Origin of the sequence: Rhodococcus sp. DMU2021, from assembly GCF_019641445.1 — a bacterium.
Lineage (GTDB): Bacteria > Actinomycetota > Actinomycetes > Mycobacteriales > Mycobacteriaceae > Rhodococcus > Rhodococcus pyridinivorans.
The window spans coordinates 127,951-151,311 of record NZ_JAIFKB010000008.1; the positions used below are offsets into that span (position 1 = coordinate 127,951).

Genomic DNA, 23,361 nt, shown 5'->3' on the forward strand with positions numbered 1-23,361 from the left:
GAGGCTCTCCGATGACGACGAACGTCGATGTCGTGGTGATCGGCGGTGGGCAGGCGGGTCTGGCTGCCGGCTACTATCTGCGCCGGGCGGGGCACCGCTTCGTGATCCTCGACGACCAGGAACGGCCGGGTGGGGCGTGGCCGCACATGTGGTCCTCGCTGCATCTGTTCTCCCCGGCGGAATTCGCGTCCCTGCCCGGGTGGCCGATGCCCCGCTGGCCGGACGGATTCCCGCCGGCACGGCATGTCGTCGACTATCTCACCGCCTACGAAACCCGCTACGGCCTGCCGATCGAGCGGCCGGTGCGGGTGCAGGCGGTACGCCGCGACGGCCCTGATCTGCTGGTCGACACCGACCGCGGGCAGTGGCGGGCGCGGCGGGTGATCAGCGCCACCGGTACCTGGCAGCGACCGTTTCTGCCGAGCTATCCGGGCATAAATGTGTTCACCGGGCGGCAGTTGCACACCGTCGACTACCGTAGCGCGGCCGAGTTCACCGGCTCGGACGTCGTAGTGGTCGGGGGTGGTAACTCCGCGGCTCAACTCGTCGCCGAGATCTCCACCACCGCGAGAACCATCTGGGTCACCAACCGGCCCCCGCGGTTCCTGCCGGATGGCGTCGACGGCCGGGCCTTGTTCGAGCTCGCCTCCCGCCGTGCAGTGGCCCTGGCTGCCGGACGGACTGATCCCGGCGGCATCGCCGCCCTGGGGGACATCGTGATGGTCCCGGAGGTGCTTGCCGCCCGTGAGCGCGGCGTCTTGACCGCGCTGCCGATGTTCGATCGGCTCACCGTCGACGGCATCGCCTGGGGCGAGCGTCACCAGCGGGCTGATGTCGTGGTGTGGGCGACGGGATTTCGGCCCGCCCTCGCACACCTGCGCCCGTTGCGGCTGCGCGATCACACCGGCACGGTGCCGGTCGCCGGCACCCGCGCACTCAAGGAACCGCGCCTGCACCTGCTCGGCTACGGCGACTGGACCGGACCCGGTTCGGCCACCCTCCTCGGCGTCGGCCGCACCGCCAAGGCCGCTGTCGCCGACCTCGACCTCGACCTCGACACCCGACCTGCGTGAAAGGACCTCGACCGTGAGCACACCCTCGGTGCTGTTCGTCTGTGTGAAGAACGGCGGAAAATCCCAGATGGCCGCCGGACTGATGAAAGCCGCCGCCGGCGACACCCTTACGGTGCACTCCGCCGGCACGAAACCCGGCACCAGCATCAATGCCTTGGCCGCCGAAGTACTCCTCGAAGTCGGCGTCGATATCACCGGCCAGACCCCGGTACCGGTCGACCCCCAGCTGGTTCGGAACGTCGATCTCGTGGTCACCCTCGGCCGCGAAGCCCGTCTCGATCCGGTGCCCGGGACACAGTTCGAGAACTGGGACACCGACGAGCCGTCCGAGCGCGGCATCGACGGCATCGAACGGATGCGGCTGGTCCGCGACGACATCGCCGCTCGCGTCACCGACCTCGCCCACCGGCTCCGTCGCTGAAGACACCGATGTCGGCCACCCGAATCCGGTGGCCGACATCGAGGTGGGTTGTTCAGCAGCAGGACGGTGCGGCCGGGGCCTGCTGTGTGTCCTCGGCCGGGGCCGCAGCGGTGCCGCAGCACACCCCACCCCCGGCGGTGGCCGGATCGTCGAGATGCTGCGGGCTCGAACCGAAGGTCTCCGAATCGGCGAGGACGGTGTACACCTCCCACTTCTCCCCAGCCGGGCCGGTGACCCACACCTTGTCCTGGGTAGCGAAGCAGCAGGTGGTGCCGATCTCCTCATCGGTGAACAGCCCTTCGCCGGTCAGGCGGGCAATCTCGGCATGGACCTTCTCGCTCGATTCCACCTCCACGCCCAGGTGGTTGATGGTGCCGCCCTTGCCGGGGTTCTCCAGCAGCACGAGCTTGAGCGGCGGCTCGGCGATCGCGAAGTTCGCGTAGCCCGGCTTGACCTTGGCCGGTTCGGTGCCGAACAGCTTCGAGTAGAAGGCGACCGCTTCTTGCAGGTCGTCGACGTTGAGGGCGAGTTGTGCGCGGGACATGACATCCTCCACTTGTGTGACATATGTCGAAACTCTGGACGGGTACAGGATGCGCCACCTTTTCGACATATGTCAAGTAAGTGGATAAGCTCGAACCATGCCGAAAGCTCTGCCTGTGATCGACGTCAGCGCCCCGATCTGCTGCGAACCGGTTTCGGCCGCGCCGATGAGCGACAACGCAGCTCTCGAACTCGCCCTGCGGCTGAAGGCGCTGGCGGACCCGGTCCGCATCAAGCTCATGTCGATCCTGCTCACCGCCGACGACGGCGAAGTGTGCACCTGCGATCTCGCCACCGGCGTCGACCTGACCGAATCCACCGTCAGTCACCACCTCGGGCAACTGCGCAAGGCCGGCATGGTCGTATCCGAACGCCGCGGGATGAACGTCTTCTACCGCCCTCGCGCCGAGTCTCTCGAAGCCCTGCGGATAGTGCTGGACCCGAACTGTTGTCGCTGATCCCGACGTGGTGTCGATTACCTGCCATATGGCCCGGAAGGACGTACATCGAGCAGAAAATCGGGGGTTGGGCGCGCAGCGGCCTTGGTTGGGTCGCTGGTCCGGTGAAGACTGTGTGCAGGACGACGGCGTCGGCCACGCGTCCCGCCAGGTCGAGCGTGCGCTCGCCGAGCGCGACCATGAGGATCGGGATGCGGTCGACGTCCTCGGCGGTGCGTCGCAGATACGGGAAGTCGCCGGCTGGGCCGTGCCGGTCGACGACCGCGTCACCGCGCCACAGCGTCCGGAGCAGATCGACGGTGTCCTCGAGCCGCGCCGACGTCACGCGAGGCAGACCCATGAGAGCGAACAGCACGTCGAAGCCGCGGCCGAGCCCGAGGGCGTAGCGGCCGCGGCTCAACCGGTGCAGTGTGGTCGCCATCGTCGCTGTGACGAGGGGATGGCGGGTGTGCGGATTGGTCGCCGCGGTGCCGATCCCGAGCGTGCGGCTCGTCGCGGCGGCCGCACCGGCCAGCGCTGCTGCGTCCTTGGTGTCGAACCGTTCCGACAGGAAGGCCGAGCCGAGACCGATGCGTTCGGCGACGACGATCTCGTCGAGCAGCGCCCTCGGGTCGTCGGCGTGCCCGGCGAGGCCGTAGAATCCGAGTTCCGGACAGTCCGGCTCCGGTACGGATCCGCCGGGGATGCTCACGAGCGGGCCGCCGCCTTCCGTCGCTGCAGCACGCTGCCCACTGCGTTGTCGAGCTTCGAGCCCAGCGGCCAGCCCACGTAGTGGCACAGGAACAGGGCGATCTCGCGGAGCTGCTGCTCGTCGAGCTCCTCGTTCTTCAGCGCCGCTTCGATCTGGATTTCGGCGATGTCGGGGGCCCCCTGTGCGGTGAGTGCCCCGAGCAGCAGCAGTCGCCGATCACGAATGGTCAGCCCGGGCCGGGTCCAGATGTTCGCGAACAGGTGGTCGGCGGTGACGGCGAAGTGCTCACCGGGACCGTCCTGCATTTCCCAGCCGTAGACCTTGGACATCATCTCCAGGCCGCGGCGGCGGGTCTCGTCGGTCATGCGTGCTCCTTCCGGGAACGGGTCCGTGCGATCTCGCCCGTGCCGACTCCGAGGCCGGGGCCGAGGTCGGACAGCGCCCGGGCTCCGAGCGGCAGGGCGATTCCGAGGCGATCGCCGAGATCGAGTGCGAGCGCGAGATCCTTCTCACCCAGGGCGCGCACGCGCGAGAAGATCGGGAACCAGGAGTCGTCCTCTGCGAGGGGAGATGTGGTGTCGCGCCACATGATCGAACCGGCGCCGCCGGTGATCGCGTCGGTGTGCCGGACGACCCTGCCGAGCTCGGTGAGGTCGATGCCCGCGGCCTCGGCGAGTCGCTGTGCCTCCGTCGCCGCGGTGAACGCGATGAAGTGGAGCAGGTTGCGGGCGAGCTTCATCCGGGTTCCCGCGCCGACGGGACCGGCGTGCACGACCAGCGACGCGAAGGTGCCGAACGGTTCTTCGATCTTGGCGAAGCCGTCGTCGGTCGCGCCGACCATCACTGCGAGAGTGCCGTTCTTCGCACCGCCGGCGCCGCCGCTGACCGGTGCATCGACGAAGTCGACTCCCTTCTCGGCGCACTTCGCGGCGAGTTCGACGGCGGTGGTGTCGGAGATCGTCGAGTGCACCGCGACGACCGTGCCGGGCCGGGCCGTCGCGAGAAGTCCGTCCGGACCGGTGACGACGTCGCGGACCTGGGCGTCGTCGAGGACGGTCACGCACACGAGGTCGCAGTCGGCGGCCAGCTCCGCCGGGTTCGACGCCGCGGCGGCACCCTTGTCGGTGAACGGGCTCATCGCCTCGGGCACCACGTCGAGCACGGTGAGGCCTCCGGGTCGGGTGAACACCCGCTCGGCCATCGGTGCCCCCATGTTGCCCAGCCCGATGTAACCGACCCGGCCGATCGTGGAGCCGGTCACGAGCGGATCACCTGCCCGCCGTCGACGTTGAAGATCTGCCCTGTGACCCAGGCGGCCTCGTCGGAGAGCAGGAACAGGCATATGCCGACGAGATCGTCGGGAGTGCCCATGCGCTTGAGCGGCAACTGCTTCACCATGTCGGCGACCATGTTCGCGGGGGTGGTGGTGCGGGTCGCCTCGGTGTCGATGGGGCCGGGGGCGATCGCGTTGATGCGGATGTTCGACCCGCCGAGCTCGACGGCGAGTTGCTGTGTGAGACCGTTGATCCCGACCTTCGCGAGCCCGTAGAAACCCGAGTACAGCCAGGCCGCCGTCGACGACTGGTTGACGATCGACCCGCCGTTCTTGGTCATGTGCGGCCACACTGCGCGGGTGACGTTGAGGGCGCCGTCGAGGTTCACGCTCATGAACTTCTTGTAGTAGTCCCACGGAACCGTCAGCAGCAGATCGAGTTTCATGCCGCCGTAGATGGCGGCATTGTTGACCACGTGGTCGATGCCGCCGTAGGTCTCGACGGTCGACACGGCGAGTGCCTCGGCGGAGGCGGGGTCGGAGACATCGACCGACGTGAAGCTCGCGATGCCGCCGTCGGCGACGATCTGTTTGGCAACCTGCTCGCCGAGTTCGGCATCGATATCGGCGACCACCACGTTCGCGCCCTCGGCGGCGAGCGCACGCGCGTACGCCTCGCCGATCCCCTGGGCGGCGCCGGTGACGATCGCGGTGCGACCGGTGAAACGTGCCATCGGAAAAGTCCTTTCGGAAGTTCGGGTCAGCTCGCGGGTTCGGCGACGAGCTTGGTCTCCAGGTATTCCTCGAAACCGGCCACACCCATCTCGCGGCCGATCCCGGACTGCTTGTAGCCCCCGAACGGGGCGTCGGCGGCGTACCAGATGCCGCCGTTGACGCCGAGCGTGCCGGTCCGTACACCTGCGACGATCCGCGCGATGCGGTCCGGATCGGTGCCGTACACCGAACCCGAGAGGCCGTAGAGGGAGTCGTTGGCGATGCGGATCGCGTCGTCGTCACCGTCGTGAGGGATGATCACGAGCACCGGGCCGAAGATCTCCTCCTGCGCCGTGCGCGCGGAGTTGTCGAGGCCGGCGATGAGGGTGGGCTCGACGAAGAAGCCGCGCTCGTGTTCGGCCGGACGTCCGCCGCCGGTGACGATCGTGCCGCCCTCCTCGACGGCGAGGCGGATGTAGCCCTCCACGCGCTGCCGCTGCTTCTCGGAGATGAGCGGCCCGCACACCGTGCCGGGATCGCGCGGGTCGCCGGGCCGGATACCGCTCATGGACTTCGCGGTCAGGGCCACGGCTTCGTCGTACCGTTCGCGGGGGACGAGCAGGCGCGTGGTGATCGCGCAGCCCTGGCCGGCGTGCGTGCACACGGTGAAGGCCGCCATCGAGCAGGCGCCGCGCAGGTCGGCGTCGTCGAGGACGATGAACGCCGACTTGCCGCCGAGTTCGAGGAAGACCTTCTTGAGGTTCTCGGAGGCCGCGCGCATCACGGCCCGGCCGGTCGCGGTGGAACCGGTGAACGAGATCAGGTCGACGCGCGGATCCTCGCTCAGCTGTGCGCCGAGCCGGTGGTCGCTCGAGGTGACGATGTTCAGTACTCCCGGCGGGATGTTGGTCTCCTCGGCCGCGATCCGCCCGACCAGTGCCGCGCACCACGGGGTGTCGGGGGCGGGCTTGAGCACCACGGTGTTCCCGGCGGCGAGAGCGGGCCCGAGCTTGGCGAAGTTGATCTGGTGCGGGAAGTTCCACGGCGTGATCGCGCCGACGACCCCGACCGCCTCCTTGAGCAGATAGCGGTGGGTCGGGATACCCATGGGGGAGGCGTTGCCGAGATCCTGCGTCCACGCGTAGCTCTCGGCGAGGTCGGCGAAGTAGAGCAGGTCGTCGATGGGGCCTTCGAGATGCGCGGCGCTCGTGAGGAATCGGGGAGCACCGACCTCGGCGATGGTGATCTCCCGCAGTTCCTCGATGTGTTCGCGCAGGGCGTCGCGCAACTGACGGAGGCAGCGGGCCCGGAAGGCGTGGTCGCGTGACCAGTCGGTGTCGTCGAAGGCGCGACGCGCGGCCGCGATCGCGGCGTCCATGTCGGTGGCGGTGCCCTCGGCCGCGTGGCCGAGCAGTTCTTCGGTGCTCGGATCGGTGATCGCGAAGGTGCCTCCGCTGCCGGGTACGAGCTTGCCGTCGATCAGAAGGGTGGAGCTGTCGGTAGGGCGAAGTGTCATCAGACGTTCCCTCGGTTCTGGACAGGTGTCTGGACTATAGTTCGGCGACGCGATCGAATGCAACGGTTCGTCCGAAACGGACGAAACCGGTGTCGTGTGTGAGGAATTCGACGAATCTCGCACACAACACCGGTCTCGACGAGGGTCCGGTGGTCTCCGGTCAGAACACGCGCAGTCCGAGGTGTCGCCGCGTGCGCAGATCGAGCAGATAGGACTTCCACAGCAACGGCCATATCCACGGCGTGACGCGGTGCAGGCGCCGGACCGCCACGAGATAGCGGTCGAAACGCCGCTGGTCGTCGGCGGTCCACGGGTAGTGCATGAGGTCGCGGAACTCCGGCGGCAGCGCACCGCGCGTGATCAGTTCGAACGACCTGCCGAGCACCCGGTGGATCCCGCGGCCCAGTCGTCCGAGACGCACCTCGAGGAACGCGAGATTGCAGAGTTCGGTGAGGTACTCGCGCACCTGCTCGTTCATGGAGATGTCGGCGACGCCGGCCTTCCACAGTTCCTCGTACTCCTCGCGGGTCGTGGGCCACGACTCCGGTCGGACGTTCAGTGTCGTCGCGAGGGTTGCGCCGTCGCGAAGGATGCGGGCGTACTGCTCCTCGGTGAGCGGGCCGTACAGGAATTCGTGCTGGTCGATGAAGTACTTGAGCAGGCAGACCGCGACCCACAACTGCAGGGCGGGGGAGTTGGCGCTGTAGCGGACCTCCGCGCCGGGTGACGACGTGACCCGCGCGTGGATCTTCCGCACCGACTCGCGGACGAAATCGCGGTCGGCGTCGTTACCGAACACCGCGACCGCCAGATAGGTGCCGGTCGTGCGGGCCCGCTTGACCGGATGGAGATCGGCGCGGCCGGTATCGACCGTGCTGTCGACGACGCCCTGGCCGACGCCGGGATGGGCGAGCTGCATGATGACGTTGGCGGCGTTGATCGTGCCACCGAGCGGTGAGACGAGATCGCCGAGAGTGTCGATCGTCCGCATGACCCCTCCATCTGAAGACGGACGTGTTCAGTTGATGCGTGCCACTCTAGCGTGTCTTCGTGGGGTCGAGGGAGGCGCCGGCCAGAACTCCGCGCACGACCGCTTCGTAGATGCGGTCGAGATCGAGCTCGTCGCCCAGGAAGCCGCTGCTCTGGAGAACCGCGAAACCGTGCAGGGCGGCGAACATGCCGACCGCGGCCTCGAGCGTCTCCTCCTCCGGAACGCCGCAGGATGCGAGCATCGTTCGCAGAGCGACGTTGGCGTCCAGTGCGGCGGCGAGCAGACCGTCGCGATCGACCGGTGCAGTGGTCAATGCTTCGTAGCGGCGGGGATGTTCGACGGCCCAGATGTGGTGGGCGTCGATCAGCGCGCGCAACCCGTCGACGCCGCTGCGGCCCATCGCGACCTCCCGCAGATGCGCTCCGAGATCGCTCATCGCGCGGATCTGCACGGTCGCCCGCACATCGTCGAGATTGCGGACGTGGTTGTACAGCGAGGCCGTGACGATTCCCAAGCGCGACGAGAGGGTGCTCATCGTGAGCTGTTCCCATCCCAGCTCGTCGACGATCCCGAGCGCGGCTGCGACGACCTTGTCGCGGGTCAGTGTCCGCCGACGCACGGGTCGGGAGTTGTCGTCTGCCATGAAAGCAGTCTAAGGGGCTTCCATTCCAAACGAAGGTGAGTAGTTTGTAAACGAATACCATTCGTACAATCCCACGAGAGCGGCTTCATGACGACTTCACCCACAGATCTCAAGAACCCCGACGTCTTCGCCCAGGGGGTCCCGCACGGCTACTTCTCCGAACTCCGGCGCACCTGTCCGGTCCACCGCCAACCCGAGGAGGGCGGCGCAGGCTTCTGGGCCGTCACCCGGCACGCCGACGTCATCGCGGTCTCCCGCGACAGCACGACTTTCTCCTCGGCCCTCGGGACCACCCAGATCGACGATTTCGACGAGGAGACACGCCTGAAACAGGCGTCCATGCTGCTCAACCTCGATCCGCCGGAGCACACCCGCCTTCGGCAACTCGTGAGCCGTGGCTTCACCCCGCGCATGGTGAAGACGCTCGAGGAGCGCATCCGGCGGACGTGCGAACGCACCGTCGACGCCGCGATCGAGGCCGCACGCGACGGCACGGTGATCGACTTCGTCCCGGCGATCTCGGCACCACTGCCGCTGGAGGTGATCGCAGCGCTGCTCGGCGCACCGGCCGAGGACGTCAGCAAGCTCTACGACTGGTCGAACCGCATGATCGGCTGGGACGACCCCGAATACGGCACCACCCAGGAGGACGGCGAGCTCGCCGCCGCCGAGATCTTCCTGTACGCCAACGAGATTGCCGCGCAACGACGCATCGAACCGCGCGACGACATCGTCTCGAAGCTGGGGTGTCCCGACGAGAACGGCGACACGCTCTCCGAGATGGAGTTCGACATGTTCTTCGTCCTGCTCGTCATCGCGGGCAACGAGACGACGCGCAACGCGATCTCGGGCGGGATGCAGGCCTTCGTCGATCATCCCGAACAATGGCGCCGGCTGCAGGACGATCCCGGTCTGATCGACAGCGCCGTGGAGGAGATCCTGCGCTGGGTCACGCCCGTGGTCGGCTTCCGCCGCACGCCCACCTGTCCGGCCGCGATCGGCGACCAGCAGGTCGAACGGGGCGACAAGGTGATCGTCTACTACCCGAGCGCGAACCGCGACGAGGAGGTCTTCGACGACGCGCACGTCTTCGACATCGGGCGCGAGCACAATCCGCACGTCGCCTTCGGTGGGACGGGTGTGCACTTCTGCCTCGGGGCACATCTGGCGCGACTCGAACTGCGGATCATGTTCGAGACCCTCGCCGCCCGGATCGACCGGGTCGAGCCGGCGGGTGAACCGCGGCGGTTGCGATCGAATCTCATCAACGGCATCAAGTCCATGCCCGTCCGTATCCACCCCCGAGAGCGCTGAATTCGCCGAATGAACGCGCTGCGGGCATTGCCGACCCCCTCCAACCGTAGTAATGTCCAGACACGTGTCCAGAAACGTGAATCTCGAATCGACCCGTCGCCGCCTGACCGAGAAGCAGGCCGACACGGTTGCGAGGCTCACGCAGGCCGCGGTCGAGGTGCTCCGCGAGGAGGGATTCACGGGGTTGACGGTGCGTATGGTCGCCGCCCGCGCCGGTGTCGCCCCGGCCACCGCCTACACCTACTTCTCGTCGAAGGAACACCTCGTCGCCGAGGTGTTCTGGCGTCGCTTGGCCAACGCTCCCACGGCCGACGCCGAGAGCACGAGCCGTGCCGATCGGGTGGTCGCGGTGCTGCGGGGAATCGCGCTGTTGCTGGCCGACGAACCCGAACTCGCCGCCGCCGTCACCAGTGCACTGCTCGGTCACGACCCCGATGTCGAACACCTGCGTGCGCGCATCGGACTCGACATCCGTCACCGGATCTCGGCAGCGCTCGGCGCCGACTCCGATCCCGACGAACTCGAAGCACTCGAACTGCTCTACGCCGGCGCGCTGGTCCGGGCCGGCATGGGCTACGGCACCTACGAGAAACTCGCCGACAGGCTGGAGACATCCGCCCGACTTCTATTGGAGTGAGCCATGATCCAGGCATCCCCGGGCTCCGCGTCGCACGCAGGGCCCGCTTCGCCCGATCCACCGACGCTCGGCCCCGTGATCTTCAACCCGTACGACTACGCCTTCCACGAAGATCCGTATCCCACCTACCGCCGCCTCCGTGAAGAGGCGCCGGTCTACCACAACCCCGACCTCGAGTTCTGGGCCCTGTCCCGTCACGCCGACGTCGTCGCGGCCTTCCGCGACAACACGCGACTCTCGAGTGCGAACGGTGTCTCGCTCGATCCGTCCGCCTACGGGCCCAACGCCCACAAGGTGATGTCCTTCCTCGCGATGGACGACCCGCGCCACATGCGCATGCGCCGGCTCGTCTCCAAGGGATTCACTCCGCGGCGCGTCGCCGACCTCGAGGAACGCATCCTCGAACTGACCCTGCGCTATCTCGAACCCGCTGCAGAAGCAGGGGAATTCGACTGGATCTCGGAGTTCGCAGGCAAGCTGCCCATGGACGTGATCTCCGAACTCATGGGCGTGCCCGAATCCGACCGCAGCGAGATCCGCCGTCTCGCCGACCTCGTCGTCCACCGCGAGGAGGGCGTGCTCGACGTGCCGGTCGCCGCGATGGAGGCATCGCTGCACCTCGTCGGCTACTACGCCGACATGCTCGCCGAACGCCGGAAGAAGGAGACCTCCGACCTCACGTCGGCGTTGCTGGCAGCCGAGATCGACGGCGACCGGCTCACCGACGACGAGATCATCGGGTTCATGTTCCTCATGGTGGTCGCGGGCAACGAGACCACCACGAAACTCCTCGGTAACGCCCTCTACTGGGGCGCGCACAACAAATCCGAGGTGGCGCAGGTCCTCCGCGATCCGGCTCGCGCACCGCAGTGGGTGGAGGAGACCCTCCGCTACGACACCTCGAGCCAGATCGTCGCCCGCACCGCCGTCGCCGATATCGAACTGCACGACGCCACCATCCGGTCCGGCGACAAGGTGCTGCTGCTCATCGGATCCGCCAACCGCGATTCCGACGTATTCGACACCGCCGACGACTTCCGCATCGGACGCGACAGCTCCCAGAAGATCGCCAGTTTCGGTGGGGGAGTGCATTTCTGCCTCGGTGCACATCTGGCCCGCCTCGAGGCGAACATCGCGCTCGAACAGTTCGCCCGGCGCGTCGCCGACTACGAGATCGACGAGGACCGCTGCGAACGTGTCCATTCCACCAATGTCCGAGGCTTCGCGGCCCTTCCTGTAGAGGTCACCGAACGACATGCCTAGATTCGAACCCCATCCCGAACGCCGTCCCGCGCTGGTCGCCGGAGCCTCCTCCGGAATCGGTACCGCCACCGCCTACGCGCTCGCCGAGGCCGGGCACCCCGTCGCGCTCGGGGCGCGCCGCGTGGAGGAGTGCGCGGCGATCGCGGAGAAGATCCGCGGTGAGGGCGGCGAGGCCTTCGCCCACTTCCTCGACGTGTCGTCCACCGAATCCGTCGACGAGTTCGTCACCGCAGCGGAAGAGGCTCTCGGCGCCGCGGAGATCGTCGTCTCGGGAGCGGGCGACATGGATTTCGCGCTGCCCCACGAGATGGACCCCGACCGGTTCGCCTTCCAGGTCAACGTGCACCTGATGGGCACCCAACGCCTGGCCCATCGCGTGCTCCCCGGCATGATCGAACGCAAGCGCGGCGACTTCGTCGTGATCGGATCCGACTGTGCCGTGCTTCCCCGGCCCTGGATGGGTGCCTACAACGCCGCCAAGACCGGCCTCGAAGCGCTCGTCCGCGAGATGCGGATGGAACTCGAGGGTACGGGTGTCCGCGCGTCGGTCGTGCGCCCCGGACCGACGCAGACCGGTGCCGGCATGACCGCGCCGGCGGAGGTGCTCGAACCGATGCTCGAAGACTGGGGCACATGGGGTTTCGCCCGACACCCCTACTTCCTTCGCGCATCCGACATCGCCGCGGCCGCGCTCTCGGTCGTCTCGGCCCCCCGCGGCGCCCACATCGTGCTCATCGAGGTTCAACCCGAAGCACCCCTGCGGAAGGACAATCCATGACCACACTCGTCGAGCCCCGGCGTGTGTCCGGCGGCGAACACGAACACGGCCACCTCGAGGAACTGCGCACCGATCCCATTGCGCTCATGCGCCGGGTGCGCGAGGAGTGCGGCGACGTCGGGGTCTTCCAGCTCGCCGACAAGAAGGTCGTACTCCTCTCCGGTGCGGAGGCCAACGAGTTCTTCTTCCGTGCCGCGGACGAGGATCTCGATCAGCAGGCCGCCTATCCGTTCATGAAGCCGGTCTTCGGTGAGGGTGTCGTCTTCGACGCCAGCCCCGAACGCCGCAAGGAGATGCTGCACAATTCGGCGCTGCGCGGCGAACAGATGCGCGGTCACGCGGCGACCATCGACCGCGAAGTGCAGGACATGGTCGCCCGGTGGGGCGACGAAGGCGAGATCGACCTGCTCGAATTCTTCGCCGAGCTGACCATCTACACGTCGTCGGCCTGCCTGATCGGCAAGAAGTTCCGCGACCAGCTCGACGGACGGTTCGCCCACCTCTACCACGACCTCGAGAAGGGCACCGACGCACTGGCCTTCGTCGATCCCTACGCGCCGATCGAGAGTTTCCGGCGACGCGACGAGGCCCGCCGCGGGCTTGTGGAGCTCGTGCAGGAGATCATGGACGGACGCATCGCGAACCCGCCGCAGGGCAAGGAGGACCGCGACATGCTCGACGTCCTCGTCTCGATCAAGGACGAGGACGGCAAGGAGCGGTTCAGTGCCGACGAGATCACCGGCATCTTCATCTCGATGATGTTCGCCGGCCACCACACCACCTCCGGCACGGCGGCCTGGGCGCTCATCGAACTGCTGCGCAACCCCGAGTGCATGCAGCAGGTCACGGCAGAACTCGACGTCCTGTACTCCGACGGCGAGAGCGTGAGCTTCCATGCACTGCGGCAGATCCCGGTACTCGAGGCGGTGCTCAAGGAGACGCTGCGCCTGCACCCGCCGCTGATCCTGCTTCTTCGGGTCGCGCGCGACGACTTCGAGGTCGCCGGATACCGGATCTCGGAGGGCGATCTCGTGGGTGCGACACCGGCGATCTCCAACCGGATCCCGGAGGACTTCCCGGATCCCGACGCCTTCGATCCCGGCCGCTACATCGACCCCAACCAGGAGGACATCGTCAACCGGTGGACCTGGATCCCGTTCGGGGCGGGCCGGCACCGCTGTGTGGGAGCGGCGTTCGCGCTCATGCAGCTGAAGGCGATATTCTCGGTTCTGCTGCGCGACTTCGAGTTCGAACTGTCCCAGCCGCCCGAGACCTACCGCAACGATCACTCGAAGATGGTGGTCCAGCTCGAACAGCCGTGTGCTGTGCGGTACCGGCGTCGCACCCGCGCGGCGGCCGGCACCGGCACGGCAACGCAGGAGTGAGGTTCGGATGAGGATCGAAGCAGATCTCGATCTGTGTCAAGGACACGCGATGTGCTCGATGGAAGCCCCGGACGCCTTCACGGTCGCCAAACGGGGTGAGGTGGAGATCCTCCTCGACCCCGTGCCGGAGGAGATGCACGCCGACGTACGAGCAGCTGTGAAGTACTGCCCCACCCAAGCCCTTCGCATCGTCGAAGACTGAGGACCAGGAGACAGGATGGCCACGTTCGATCGTGCCGAGCTCGACGAGATGATCACCCGCTGGGTCGACGCCAACAAACGCGCCGAGGCCGAAGGCGACTGGAAGCCTTTGGCCGACCTGTACACCGAGGACGCCACCTACGGCTGGAACTACGGTCCGAAGGACGAGTTCATGGCCGTGGGCCGCGAGGAGATCCGCGACCTCGCATTGGGCCAGGAGATGGACGGGCTCGAAGGCTGGCAGTATCCCTACCAGCAGTTCGTCGTCGACGAACGCTCCGGCGACGTGATCGGGTTCTGGAAGCAGATCGCCGACGCGACCCGCGAGAACGGCGAGCACTACTCCGTGCACGGCATCGGCGGGAGCTGGTTCCGGTACGGCGGCAACTTCCAGTGGTCGTGGCAGCGCGACTTCTTCGACTTCGGCAACGTCTCGCACCTGTTCCTCGAGATGATCACGGCGGATGCGCTGTCCGGCGGCATGCAGAAGCGGATCGAGCGATCGACGGGGAAGAAGCGTCTTCCCGGCTGGTACCGGGTCGGCGAGTCGCCGGTTCCGTTGTGGTGACCGGCGTGGACACCGGCGGATCGTTCGCCGCGCTCTCCCGCACCGACCTCGCCGCGCTCGTCCCCGAACTGTTGCTGTGCGGTCAGCTCATCGACCGTTCGGGGATGGCGCATCTGATCTCGGCGTTCGGTCGGGAGGGCATGGCGGAGGTGGCCATCGAGGAATGGCAGGCGTCGTCGCCGTGGTACACGCGCCGCATGCAGCGTGCCCTGAAGTTCGAGGGCGACGACGTCGTCACCATCTTCAAGGGCATGCAACTCGATATCGGGGCGCCCCCGCAGTTCATGGACTTCCGCTATCGCGTCGACGACCGCGACCACGGCGAGTTCTCGCTCGACCATTGCGGGGCGCTGATGGACGTCGAGCCCCTCGGCGACGCCTACGTGACCGCGATGTGCCACGACATCGAGGACCCGACCTTCGACGCCACCGCGCTCGCCACCAATCCGCACGCCCGGGTGCGGCCGATCCATCGGCCGCCCCGCGCGCCGGCCGATCGGCACCCGCACTGCGCGTGGACGGTCACCATCGACCCCTCGTACGAACCACCGGCTGTCGCACCTCACACCGAAGCGCTCGGCCGGTCCGCGGCCGTGGCACTCGAGCTGAGCCCGATCGACCGCGAAGGCGAAGGGAGACAAGACTATTCGGGTCCCCTCCTCGCAGACCTCCGGTTCGACGAGTTCTCGAAGTCGGCCCTGGTACGCATCGCCGAGGAGGTGTGCCTGCAGCATCACCTGCTCGCTCTGGGCTTCCTCATGAGTGTGCGCAAGCGAACCGACGAGCAGTCCGCGATCGAGCTGACCCGCAAGCAGCTCACGGGTATCGCCGGCATCACGTCCGAGCGCATCCGTACCGCGCTGGGATTGCCGCGCTCGTTCGCCGGCCTGTCCGCGGTGCTCGACGTACACCCGATGCTGGCACCGGACCGGTATGTCGATCGGGTGATCTGTTTCGACGACGACGCGCTGGGTCTCCGGATCAACCGGCGAGGTGGCGCCTTCGACGACGGGTCCTGGCCCACTTTGATCGACCCCGAACACCTCGGTCCGCTCGACGCTCTGGTGCGCGGTGTGGACCCGCACTTCACCACCCGCCTGGTCTCCGCGACCGAAGAGGCTCTCGTCGTCGAGGTGTTCCGTGCCGAATCCCCGGCGAACGAGTGCGACGAGGTCGCCATCACGCGCTTCAGCACGGGTTCGTCCTTCGTCTTCGAAGATCGGGGAATCCCACTCCCGCTCACGGTTGTCTGACCACGCTCCAGGAGAGCCCTTCGTGAATATTGCGCTGTCCCGCCGTACCTTCCTGCGGGGAACCGTCGTCGGCGGTGCGGCCGTTGCCGCGTTGTCGTTGTCCCCGATCCCACGCGCACGCGCCGAGGTCACCGAGGAGCGCCATCGGGCGGTCGTCGTGGGCAGCGGATTCGGCGGTGCGATCACCGCGTTGCATCTCGGCCGGGCCGGTGTGCAGACCCTGGTCCTCGAACGGGGCATCCGCTGGCCCACGGGACCGAATGCCGAGACGTTCCCTCACATGCTGCAACCGGACCGGCGGATGTCGTGGTTGTCGTCCGCCCCGGTGATGACCGGTACTCCGCCGATCCCGACCGAACCGTTCACCGGGCTCATCGAACGGGTTCCGGGGAACGGCATGGACGTCATGTGCGGCGCGGGGGTCGGCGGGAGTTCGCTGGCCTATCACGGCATGACCGTGCAGCCCGACGGGCAGCGATTCTCCGATTCGGTGTCCTCGCGTATCGACTACGACCTGCTGGCCTCCGACCACTACCGGCGGGTGGCGCGGATGCTGCAGGTCGCGACCATCCCGGACGATCTGCTCGACCACGATCGGTACCGGTCCTCACGACAGTTCCTGGACCGTGCAGGCTCGGAGGGCTACGACACGTTCAGGGTGCCGATGTGCATCGACTGGGACTTCGCGCGACGGGAGCTGACCGGGGAACTGAAACCGTCCTACACGACGGGCGACGTCATCTACGGAGTCAACAACGGCGGTAAGTTCTCGGTCGACGTCACCTATCTCGCCGAAGCTGAACGCACGGGACACGTCACGGTCGAGCCGCTGCATCGGGTCGGCGACATCGAGCGCGCTCCGGACGGCACCTGGATCGTGCACGTCGACCGGATCCACACGGATGGGAAGGTTCTCGAACGCAAGCGGATCCTCGCACAGTCGCTGTTCCTCGGTGCCGGATCGGCCGGCACGACCCGTCTCCTCGTGAAGGCGAAGGCGAAGGGGTTCGTCCCCGATCTTCCCGACGGCGTCGGAACGGGATGGGGCAACAACGGCGACCGAGTGTTCGCCGTGACGAGTCCGCTCGTCAGCCCCGGCGACCATCAGGGCGGCCCCGCCTGTGTGGGTATGCGCGACTACACCGATCCCGCCGGACCGTTGATGATCGTCACCGGCCCGGTGCCGTTCCCCGACGATGTGGGAACGACCACGATGATCGGTCTGGGGATCGTCGACGGCCGAGGAGTCTGGCACTACGACGCCGGCCGCGACGATGCGGTCCTGAACTGGGATCAGGCCTACGACCGGGAACTCACCCGCGCGATCGAGGCCCGCATCCGGCGGATCGCGGGACCGGCCTCGATCGTCATCGACGTCAACGCCGTCGACATCAACACCTTCCATCCGCTCGGGGGTGCGCCGTTCGGGGCGGTGTGCGACGACGCCGGTCGCGTGCACGGCCAGCCCGGCCTGTATGTGGTGGACGGCGCGAAGATCTCGGGATCGACCGGGGCGTGCAATCCGTCGATGACGATCGCGGCACTCGCCGAGTACGGCGCCGATCGGATCGTCTCACGCGACCTGGATCGCGTGTTCTGACCTGACGGGTGGTTCCGGTGGCTCGGCCGCGGGAACCACCCGTTCGGTCTCAGCCCTTCGCGGCCGACAGACCGGCGCGGCGACCGAAGAAGCTTCCGTCCCCCAGCGACGTGCCGCTCGCATAACCCCACGCGCACACGCCCGACGTGCAGCGACCGGCGGCGAACAGGCCGGGGATCGGATCGCCGGACACGTGCAGCACTTCCGAGTTCACCGAGGTGCGCAGACCGCCGAGCGTGAAACCTGCTGTGCAGTTTCGGAGATCGAGCGCGGCGATCGGGCTGCCGATGGGCTTGACCCACTCGCTCTTCTTGCCCAGCACCGGATCGCTGCCGTTCTCCGCGTGCCTGTTGTAGACCTCGACGGTCGCCTGCAACGTCCCGGCAGGCAGTTCCATGTCGGATTCGAGTTCGGCGACGGTCTCCGCGACCCACTTCGGACGGAACCGGAAGAAGGGCGTCGAACTCGTTGCCGCACAACCCTCCTCGTACGCCTGTTCGTCGATGATCAGATAGGCCTGGTTGTCGTTCTTCAGCAGCGTGAGCTGACCGATACGGCCCGGATAGGTGTCCTCGGGGACGTACCGCTGACCGCGGCCGTTGACGAGGATGCCGCGGGCCATCAACTGCGGGTCGCCGAAGAAGGCGACCTCGGTGGCGTCCATGTGCGCGAGATCGGCGCCGAGCGCCTGCGCCATGCGGATCGCACGGCCGTCGTGCTCCTCGATCGCCGCACCCGGGCGACCGCTGAGCTGCGGCGCGTACGACTCGACCATCTCCTGGTTGTACGCGAAACTGCCGGTCGCGAGGACGACGCCGCGGCGGGCCCGGATGTGGACGTCCTTGCCGTACTGCTTGGCCGTCAGGCCAACGACGCGTCCGTCGCCGTCGACGATCAACCGCTGAACCCGCACGTCGTATTCGGCACGCAAACCGAGGCTTTCGGCGACCTGGGAGAGCGGCTGCATGAGCATGTACCCGCCACCCTTCTCGCCGGTCCGCTTGTCGGTCATCTGCGGGACGTGGCCGCGCGGGGCGGGCGTCGCGATCTCGTTGAAGGGCGCGGAGTTCTCGCCGCCGGAGTACATCAGGCCGTCGTCACCGGGGATCTCCCACCCGGGTTCGCCCCAGAAGCTCTCCTTGAACACCACGCCGTTGTCCACGAGCCACTCGTAGTGTTCGACGCTGCCCTCGCAGTACTCGATGATCTTCGCTTCGTCGGCGCCCGGCCCGAGCGCGGCGAGCATGAACGCCTTCATGTTCTCGGGCGTGTCGTCGAATCCGAGGGCCTTCTGCAGCGGGGTGCCGCCGCCGAGGTAGACGATGCCGCCCGACAGTGAGGCCGCACCGCCCCAACCGCCGGTCCGCTCGAGCACGAGCACGTCGGCACCCGCGCGGGCGGCCTCGATGGACGCCGAGACACCGGCGATGCCGTAACCGGCGACGACGACGTCGGCTTCGTGGTCCCAGGTGGAGACGCTGCCGGCGGGAAGGGGGTGGAGATCGGTGCTCATCGGGGTCCGTTCGGGGTCGGTGATCAGTGGTCGAGTTTCGAGGCGAGTCGGCCGATGTACGCGACGACGTCGTCCTGGGCGCGGTCGGGCAGACCGAAGATCACCTCGGTGACCCCGGCGTCCTCCCAGATCTTCAGTTGTTCGGCGTCGTGACGGCCTGCCAGAGCGAGGATCTCGGGAGTTCCGGCACGACCGGCGTCGGCCCAGGCCTTGTGGAGACGGGCGACGTTGTCGACGACGTTGTTCTCCGTGGGGGTGGTGATCCAGCCGTCGGCGTGGCGGACGATCCAGTCGAAGTTGCGGTCGGTGGAACCGGCGCCGAGGAAGATCGGGGGCCGTGGTTGCTGCACGGGTTTCGGCCACGCCCAGCTCGGCCCGAATGCGACGAAGTCTCCCTCGTAGGAGGCTTCTTCCTCGGTCCACAGCGCCTGCATCGCTTCGAGATACTGGCGCATGGCGGTGCGCTTCTTCTTCGGCGGTACGCCGTGGTCGGCGAGTTCTTCTGCGTTCCAACCGAATCCGACACCGAAGTTCACCCGGCCGCCGGAGAGGTGATCGAGGCTCGCGATGGTCTTGGCGAGCGTGATGGGGTCGTGCTCGAGGGGCAGTGCGACGGAGGTGCCCAGTTTGATCGTCGACGTCACCGCGGCTGCGAGCCCCAGCGCCACCCACGGATCGAGGGTGCGCATGTAACGGTCGTCGGGAAGGGTCTCGTTGCCCGTTCCCGGATGCGCGGATTCGCGGCGGATCGGGATGTGGGTGTGTTCGGGCACGTAGAAACTGTCGAAACCGCGACTCTCCGCGGTCGAGGCAGCGACTTCGGGCCGGATTCCCCGGTCGCTCGTGAACAGGGTGATTCCGTGGCGCACAACAGCCCCTCTCCAGACGGTGACGGAGAAAATGTAACGCGTTCTACATCCGGAGGGAAGAGATTTCCGGACACCTGTCCGGTTGCGGCCGGTCGGCCGTACGAAAAGGCAGTCGTCCCACGCTGAACTATCCTCGAAACGGGCATGAACGGAAGGTGGCGTGATGACGGAGCAGTCGACGACGGAGACCGCGGGCGAGGAGTCGGCGTCGACGCAGACCTCGCGGCCGGCCCTCGGGTCCACCCGGTCGCCCGGTGCGGGCCTGCGACCGGCACAGCGGGCGCGGTACATGCGGATCATCGCCTCCGCCGAGGAGCTCGCCTCCGAGGGTGGATACGACGCCGTGCAGATGCGGGCGGTCGCAGACCGATCCGGTGTCGCTCTCGGCACGGTCTACCGCTACTTCCCCTCGAAGAACCACCTGCTCGTCGTGGCGCTCGTACTCGAATTCGAGACCGCCGCCGAAGCCGTGACCACCGTGGAGATCCCTGGCGACGGTGCCGCCGAGCGCCTGATGGGCGTCCTGCGCGGAGTGATGCCGCGTCTGTCCGAGAATCCGCTGCGCTACGACGCGCTCATCCGGGCGGCGATGTTCGCCGACGCGTCCTCGGCGCCCGAACTCGACCGTCTCGGTGAGGTGCTCACCCGACTGTTCGCGCAGGCGGCAGGCATCGACATCGTCACCGAAGAGGTGCTCAACGCCGTGCGGATCATCGCCGACGTGTGGATGTCGGCGCTGGTCGCCTGGGTGGCGGGCCGGCAGTCGGTCGACGATGTGCTCGCGCACATGGACACCGCCGTCACGCTCGTGTTCGACCGGCTGAACCGACTGCAGCGGGCGTGCTGACGCCCACCCGCTGCAGTTCTGGGCTCCGCTCGGGAGCTCTGGTTCGATCAGGCCGGCACGTCCACGATGCCGATCGTGGGCAGGAAGAAGCACTGCGTGTCGCCGTTGCGCACGTTGCCGAAGACGGCCGAGAGTACGGTGCCCGACCCCGTCTCGACCGGCGCGACCCGCACGCCACCCAGCGGCAGGGTGTCGGCGATGAAGGTCGTGATGGCCTGCTCGACGATGCCGCGGGCCTGGACGGGAAGGCCGGCCGGAATGGCTCCCGCCGCGGTCTCCTCCGGCGTGCCCATCGGGACGAAGCCACCCTGGAAGGTGTTGACGTTGAACCACGCGAGCTGGATGCCCGAGGTGTCGGCGTCCTCCTCGAGGCCGACGGGGACGAACGCGAAGAGCGTCTCACCGGGCGAGACGACGTTCAGGGTGCCCGGCAGCGGCGACAGGCTGCGGTTCGGCCATGGCCCGGGCAGAGCACCCGCAACGGCGGGCACGGTGCCCAGCGGCAGGTCGCCGTCGGCCGTGCAGAACGGTGCGCCGGTGGGGTAGAGGAACGGTTCGACGCCGAGGCGACGCAGGAACTCCATGCCGTCCTCGTAGGCGCCGAGCGGTGTCGCTTCGGCCGCGTCGACAGCGCTTCCGCGTGCGTTCGCGATCGCTTCGGCGGCAGCGAGAGTCGTGGGATCGACGCCGGGCAGCGCGCGGAGAGCCTCGAGCGAGCTCACGAGCGGGCTCGTGGCGGGCGCTTCCGCCGGTGCTGCCGGGTCCGTGGGTGCGGGTTCGGCGCCGGCGATGGTGGGAAGCGCCAGACCTGCGGCGACGGTCAGGGCTGCGGCGGCCGAGATGCGACGCATCCGATTGCGGTGTCTGCGGCTCATATGGGGTTCTCCTCCTGTGGGTCGTGACACCCGGACGGGCTTTACCTAACTCTAAACTAGAGGTTTAGAGTATGACCGCTCCAGGAGACCACAAGGGCGGCGCTCCGGCCAGAGCGCCGCCCCGTGGTGTTACCGAACCGACACCCATGTGAGTCGGTGGTGCGGATGATCAGTCCGGATCGTCCGGATGCTTACGCAGATGCAGGATGCTCAGCAGGAGACCGCCCCACAGCGTGACGAGGGCGAGAATCATCATGGCGACGGCCGCTGTGCTCATCGGGTACCTCCTGTGGACGAGTCGGGTCCGGGTAAGGGAGCACCGGACGAAGCAGGCGCCTGGGCGGATGCGGGCGGACGGTTCTCGTCCAGCTCGTATTCCTCGTCGATTCCCCTGCGCCAGGGGATGAACGTCAGGAGGACGGCGAGGATGATCACGCCGGCCTGCACGCTCCAGCCGAAGGCCGTGACCAGGCTGTCGGGAAGACCGCCGTAGCCGTCGCGGACACGGTCGCGGATCTCGCTGAACAGCATGTAGCCGAGGACGAGCGGGGTGATGATGCCCGTGAACACCATCCAGCCCGTGCCGACCTTGAACGACGACACCGAGTTGAGGTGGTCGCGGAGTTCGGGCAGACGACGATAGATCCACGCGACCACCACGAGCGCCACGAAGGCGACACCCACGATGCCGAACTGGTTCGCGAAGCGGTCCACCACGTCGAGAGTGTTCAGGCCGGTGGTGGTGGGGAAGAGCAGCAGCGACACGATTGCCGACACACCACCGATGGCGAGTACCGCCGGCACCCGGCCGAGGCCCGTCTTGTCCTGGAAGGCCGAGACGGTCACCTGGATGATGCTGATCATCGACGTGAACCCGGCGAAGACCAGCGAACCGAAGAACAGCACACCGAAGAGCGGGCCGCCGGGCATCTCCGAGACGATCGTGGGGAAAGCGATGAAGGCGAGGCCGATACCGCCCGCGACCACCTCACCGACCTCGACACCCTGCGCCTGGGCCATGAAGCCGAGAGCGGAGAAGACGCCGATGCCGGCGAGCACCTCGAAGCTCGAGTTCGAGAACCCGACCACGAGACCCGAACCGGTGAGGTTCGTCTTGCGCTTCAGGTACGACGCGTAGGTCACCATGATGCCGAAGGCGACGGACAGCGAGAAGAAGATCTGCGCGTACGCCGCGATCCACACCCCGGTGTCGGTCAGCGCCGACCAGTTCGGGGTGAAGAACGCATCGAGACCGGCGGTCGCGCCGTCGAGGGTCAGCGACCGGACGACGAGCGCACCGAACAGCAGGACCAGCAACGGCACGAAGAACCGATTGGCGTTGCCGATACCGCGCTGGACGCCGAGAGCGAGCACCGCGAGCGTCGCGATCCAGACCAGCAGCAGCGTCCACGCGACGCCCGGCACGAAGCTCAGGCCGAAGGTCGCATCGGTGTCCTGGTTCAGGAACGAACTCATGAAGAAGCCTTCGGGGTCGTCGCCCCAGGCCTCGGTGATCGAGAAGAAGGTGTACCGCGCGGCCCAGGCCACGATCACCGCGTAGTACACGCCGATGACGAAGCACACCAGCACCTGCCACCAGCCGATGAATTCGGCGCCGCGGCGCAGTCTGCGGAAGGCCAGCGGCGGCGATCCGCGGAACTTGTGCCCGATCGCGTAGTCGACCAGGAGAAGGGGGATACCCGCGGTCAGCAGCGCGACCAGATACGGGATCAGGAATGCGCCACCACCGTTCTCGTAAGCGATGTACGGGAAGCGCCAGATGTTGCCGAGTCCGACCGCCGAGCCGATTGCGGCCATGATGAACACCGACCGGCCCGACCAGACTTCCCGTTTACGTGTGACCTCGTGCTGTGCCACGGACCTCGTCCCTCCATTCATCCGGATGGAGGACAACGCTAGCGCCCCGACCGGCGC

Annotated in this window: 25 protein-coding genes and 1 pseudogene; 13 read left to right on the forward strand and 13 right to left on the reverse strand. The window is 67.4% G+C overall.

Annotated elements, in window-relative coordinates; genetic code table 11:
• Positions 1 to 11 precede the first annotated feature (11 nt).
• Positions 12 to 1,073, forward strand: coding sequence for an ArsO family NAD(P)H-dependent flavin-containing monooxygenase (locus K3M35_RS13610; protein ID WP_006551771.1), 1,062 nt, complete (start codon positions 12 to 14; stop codon positions 1,071 to 1,073).
• Positions 1,074 to 1,086: 13 nt separating this feature from the next.
• Positions 1,087 to 1,494 (forward strand): low molecular weight phosphatase family protein, encoded by a 408-nt coding sequence (locus tag K3M35_RS13615; RefSeq protein WP_006551770.1) that lies wholly within the window; start codon positions 1,087 to 1,089, stop codon positions 1,492 to 1,494.
• Between the two features lie 52 nt (positions 1,495 to 1,546).
• Here the strand turns inward: K3M35_RS13615 and K3M35_RS13620 are convergent, their stop codons facing one another.
• Entirely contained in the window at positions 1,547 to 2,038 is a 492-nt protein-coding gene (locus tag K3M35_RS13620) for an ArsI/CadI family heavy metal resistance metalloenzyme (RefSeq protein WP_006551769.1), read from the reverse strand.
• A 97-nt stretch (positions 2,039 to 2,135) separates the two neighbouring features.
• Here K3M35_RS13620 and K3M35_RS13625 point away from each other — a divergent pair, with 97 nt between their 5' ends.
• A complete protein-coding gene (locus tag K3M35_RS13625; RefSeq protein ID WP_220666543.1) occupies positions 2,136 to 2,495 on the forward strand; it encodes an Rv2640c family ArsR-like transcriptional regulator in 360 nt (119 codons plus the stop codon).
• 118 nt (positions 2,496 to 2,613) lie between these two features.
• Here the strand turns inward: K3M35_RS13625 and K3M35_RS13630 are convergent.
• The 7 genes and pseudogenes from K3M35_RS13630 to K3M35_RS13660 form a co-directional block, all read right to left on the reverse strand.
• A pseudogene (locus K3M35_RS13630) lies at positions 2,614 to 3,273 on the reverse strand (LLM class flavin-dependent oxidoreductase); the annotation flags it as partial.
• Positions 3,183 to 3,551 carry a carboxymuconolactone decarboxylase family protein gene (locus K3M35_RS13635; protein WP_006551766.1) on the reverse strand — a complete coding sequence of 123 codons (369 nt, stop codon included), beginning with the start codon at positions 3,549 to 3,551 and terminating at the stop codon, positions 3,183 to 3,185. The pseudogene K3M35_RS13630 and the gene K3M35_RS13635, both read right to left, overlap by 91 nt.
• Positions 3,548 to 4,447 (reverse strand): NAD(P)-dependent oxidoreductase, encoded by a 900-nt coding sequence (locus K3M35_RS13640; RefSeq protein WP_220666544.1) that lies wholly within the window; start codon positions 4,445 to 4,447, stop codon positions 3,548 to 3,550. Before K3M35_RS13640 ends, K3M35_RS13635 begins: the two co-directional genes overlap by 4 nt.
• Positions 4,444 to 5,193 carry an SDR family oxidoreductase gene (locus tag K3M35_RS13645; protein WP_220666545.1) on the reverse strand — a complete coding sequence of 250 codons (750 nt, stop codon included), beginning with the start codon at positions 5,191 to 5,193 and terminating at the stop codon, positions 4,444 to 4,446. The genes K3M35_RS13640 and K3M35_RS13645 overlap by 4 nt, the downstream gene beginning before the upstream one ends.
• A 26-nt stretch (positions 5,194 to 5,219) precedes the next feature.
• Entirely contained in the window at positions 5,220 to 6,689 is a 1,470-nt protein-coding gene (locus tag K3M35_RS13650) for an aldehyde dehydrogenase (RefSeq protein ID WP_220666546.1), read from the reverse strand.
• A 160-nt stretch (positions 6,690 to 6,849) separates the two neighbouring features.
• Complete coding sequence (locus K3M35_RS13655) at positions 6,850 to 7,680, reverse strand: oxygenase MpaB family protein (RefSeq protein ID WP_220666547.1); 831 nt, start codon at positions 7,678 to 7,680, stop codon at positions 6,850 to 6,852.
• Positions 7,681 to 7,726: 46 nt separating this feature from the next.
• The gene (locus K3M35_RS13660; protein WP_019290002.1) at positions 7,727 to 8,323 is read right to left on the reverse strand and encodes a TetR/AcrR family transcriptional regulator; all 597 of its coding nucleotides are present in this window, start codon (positions 8,321 to 8,323) and stop codon (positions 7,727 to 7,729) included.
• Positions 8,324 to 8,410: 87 nt separating this feature from the next.
• Here K3M35_RS13660 and K3M35_RS13665 point away from each other — a divergent pair, with 87 nt between their 5' ends.
• The 9 genes from K3M35_RS13665 (at position 8,411) to K3M35_RS13705 (ending at position 17,322) form a co-directional block, all read left to right on the forward strand.
• A complete protein-coding gene (locus K3M35_RS13665; protein WP_220666548.1) occupies positions 8,411 to 9,637 on the forward strand; it encodes a cytochrome P450 in 1,227 nt (408 codons plus the stop codon).
• A 76-nt stretch (positions 9,638 to 9,713) separates the two neighbouring features.
• On the forward strand, positions 9,714 to 10,274 hold the full coding sequence (locus K3M35_RS13670) for a TetR/AcrR family transcriptional regulator (protein WP_016693012.1): 561 nt from the start codon (positions 9,714 to 9,716) through the stop codon (positions 10,272 to 10,274).
• A 75-nt stretch (positions 10,275 to 10,349) separates the two neighbouring features.
• Entirely contained in the window at positions 10,350 to 11,537 is a 1,188-nt protein-coding gene (locus K3M35_RS13675) for a cytochrome P450 (RefSeq protein WP_006551758.1), read from the forward strand.
• A complete protein-coding gene (locus K3M35_RS13680; RefSeq protein WP_006551757.1) occupies positions 11,530 to 12,315 on the forward strand; it encodes an SDR family oxidoreductase in 786 nt (261 codons plus the stop codon). The genes K3M35_RS13675 and K3M35_RS13680 overlap by 8 nt, the downstream gene beginning before the upstream one ends.
• Complete coding sequence (locus K3M35_RS13685) at positions 12,312 to 13,700, forward strand: cytochrome P450 (protein WP_006551756.1); 1,389 nt, start codon at positions 12,312 to 12,314, stop codon at positions 13,698 to 13,700. Before K3M35_RS13680 ends, K3M35_RS13685 begins: the two co-directional genes overlap by 4 nt.
• 7 nt (positions 13,701 to 13,707) lie before the next feature.
• Positions 13,708 to 13,902: a ferredoxin gene (locus K3M35_RS13690; RefSeq protein ID WP_006551755.1), complete on the forward strand. Its 195-nt coding sequence runs from the start codon at positions 13,708 to 13,710 to the stop codon at positions 13,900 to 13,902.
• A gap of 15 nt (positions 13,903 to 13,917) precedes the next feature.
• Complete coding sequence (locus tag K3M35_RS13695) at positions 13,918 to 14,469, forward strand: nuclear transport factor 2 family protein (protein WP_220666549.1); 552 nt, start codon at positions 13,918 to 13,920, stop codon at positions 14,467 to 14,469.
• Positions 14,463 to 15,722, forward strand: coding sequence for a hypothetical protein (locus K3M35_RS13700; RefSeq protein ID WP_220666550.1), 1,260 nt, complete (start codon positions 14,463 to 14,465; stop codon positions 15,720 to 15,722). The genes K3M35_RS13695 and K3M35_RS13700 overlap by 7 nt, the downstream gene beginning before the upstream one ends.
• Before the next feature lie 22 nt (positions 15,723 to 15,744).
• The gene (locus K3M35_RS13705; RefSeq protein ID WP_006551752.1) at positions 15,745 to 17,322 is read left to right on the forward strand and encodes a GMC oxidoreductase; all 1,578 of its coding nucleotides are present in this window, start codon (positions 15,745 to 15,747) and stop codon (positions 17,320 to 17,322) included.
• A gap of 49 nt (positions 17,323 to 17,371) precedes the next feature.
• Here K3M35_RS13705 and K3M35_RS13710 read toward each other — a convergent pair whose 3' ends face one another.
• Positions 17,372 to 18,835 (reverse strand): FAD-dependent oxidoreductase, encoded by a 1,464-nt coding sequence (locus tag K3M35_RS13710; RefSeq protein WP_220666551.1) that lies wholly within the window; start codon positions 18,833 to 18,835, stop codon positions 17,372 to 17,374.
• A gap of 23 nt (positions 18,836 to 18,858) precedes the next feature.
• Positions 18,859 to 19,704, reverse strand: coding sequence for an LLM class F420-dependent oxidoreductase (locus tag K3M35_RS13715; RefSeq protein ID WP_024103036.1), 846 nt, complete (start codon positions 19,702 to 19,704; stop codon positions 18,859 to 18,861).
• A gap of 163 nt (positions 19,705 to 19,867) precedes the next feature.
• Here K3M35_RS13715 and K3M35_RS13720 point away from each other — a divergent pair, with 163 nt between their 5' ends.
• Positions 19,868 to 20,551 carry a TetR family transcriptional regulator gene (locus K3M35_RS13720; RefSeq protein ID WP_220666552.1) on the forward strand — a complete coding sequence of 228 codons (684 nt, stop codon included), beginning with the start codon at positions 19,868 to 19,870 and terminating at the stop codon, positions 20,549 to 20,551.
• Between the two features lie 47 nt (positions 20,552 to 20,598).
• Here K3M35_RS13720 and K3M35_RS13725 read toward each other — a convergent pair whose 3' ends face one another.
• The 3 genes from K3M35_RS13725 to K3M35_RS13735 all read right to left on the reverse strand — a co-directional run bounded on the left by K3M35_RS13725 (position 20,599) and on the right by K3M35_RS13735 (position 23,304).
• A complete protein-coding gene (locus tag K3M35_RS13725; RefSeq protein WP_037217111.1) occupies positions 20,599 to 21,426 on the reverse strand; it encodes a hypothetical protein in 828 nt (275 codons plus the stop codon).
• Between the two features lie 169 nt (positions 21,427 to 21,595).
• Positions 21,596 to 21,703 carry a methionine/alanine import family NSS transporter small subunit gene (locus tag K3M35_RS13730; protein ID WP_006551747.1) on the reverse strand — a complete coding sequence of 36 codons (108 nt, stop codon included), beginning with the start codon at positions 21,701 to 21,703 and terminating at the stop codon, positions 21,596 to 21,598.
• On the reverse strand, positions 21,700 to 23,304 hold the full coding sequence (locus tag K3M35_RS13735) for a sodium-dependent transporter (RefSeq protein ID WP_019289992.1): 1,605 nt from the start codon (positions 23,302 to 23,304) through the stop codon (positions 21,700 to 21,702). Before K3M35_RS13735 ends, K3M35_RS13730 begins: the two co-directional genes overlap by 4 nt.
• Positions 23,305 to 23,361 lie beyond the last annotated feature (57 nt).

Bases quoted from the DNA above. Each gene is read 5' to 3' on its own strand.
- K3M35_RS13610 (WP_006551771.1), top strand. From the start codon at position 12: ATGACGACGAACGTCGATGTCGTGGTGATCGGCGGTGGGCAGGCGGGT.
- K3M35_RS13620 (WP_006551769.1), bottom strand. From the start codon at position 2,038: ATGTCCCGCGCACAACTCGCCCTCAACGTCGACGACCTGCAAGAAGCG.
- K3M35_RS13625 (WP_220666543.1), top strand. From the start codon at position 2,136: ATGCCGAAAGCTCTGCCTGTGATCGACGTCAGCGCCCCGATCTGCTGC.
- K3M35_RS13635 (WP_006551766.1), bottom strand. From the start codon at position 3,551: ATGACCGACGAGACCCGCCGCCGCGGCCTGGAGATGATGTCCAAGGTC.
- K3M35_RS13645 (WP_220666545.1), bottom strand. From the start codon at position 5,193: ATGGCACGTTTCACCGGTCGCACCGCGATCGTCACCGGCGCCGCCCAG.
- K3M35_RS13650 (WP_220666546.1), bottom strand. From the start codon at position 6,689: ATGACACTTCGCCCTACCGACAGCTCCACCCTTCTGATCGACGGCAAG.
- K3M35_RS13655 (WP_220666547.1), bottom strand. From the start codon at position 7,680: ATGCGGACGATCGACACTCTCGGCGATCTCGTCTCACCGCTCGGTGGC.
- K3M35_RS13660 (WP_019290002.1), bottom strand. From the start codon at position 8,323: ATGGCAGACGACAACTCCCGACCCGTGCGTCGGCGGACACTGACCCGC.
- K3M35_RS13665 (WP_220666548.1), top strand. From the start codon at position 8,411: ATGACGACTTCACCCACAGATCTCAAGAACCCCGACGTCTTCGCCCAG.
- K3M35_RS13680 (WP_006551757.1), top strand. From the start codon at position 11,530: ATGCCTAGATTCGAACCCCATCCCGAACGCCGTCCCGCGCTGGTCGCC.
- K3M35_RS13685 (WP_006551756.1), top strand. From the start codon at position 12,312: ATGACCACACTCGTCGAGCCCCGGCGTGTGTCCGGCGGCGAACACGAA.
- K3M35_RS13690 (WP_006551755.1), top strand. From the start codon at position 13,708: ATGAGGATCGAAGCAGATCTCGATCTGTGTCAAGGACACGCGATGTGC.
- K3M35_RS13695 (WP_220666549.1), top strand. From the start codon at position 13,918: ATGGCCACGTTCGATCGTGCCGAGCTCGACGAGATGATCACCCGCTGG.
- K3M35_RS13710 (WP_220666551.1), bottom strand. From the start codon at position 18,835: ATGAGCACCGATCTCCACCCCCTTCCCGCCGGCAGCGTCTCCACCTGG.
- K3M35_RS13720 (WP_220666552.1), top strand. From the start codon at position 19,868: ATGACGGAGCAGTCGACGACGGAGACCGCGGGCGAGGAGTCGGCGTCG.
- K3M35_RS13725 (WP_037217111.1), bottom strand. From the start codon at position 21,426: ATGAGCCGCAGACACCGCAATCGGATGCGTCGCATCTCGGCCGCCGCA.
- K3M35_RS13730 (WP_006551747.1), bottom strand. From the start codon at position 21,703: ATGAGCACAGCGGCCGTCGCCATGATGATTCTCGCCCTCGTCACGCTG.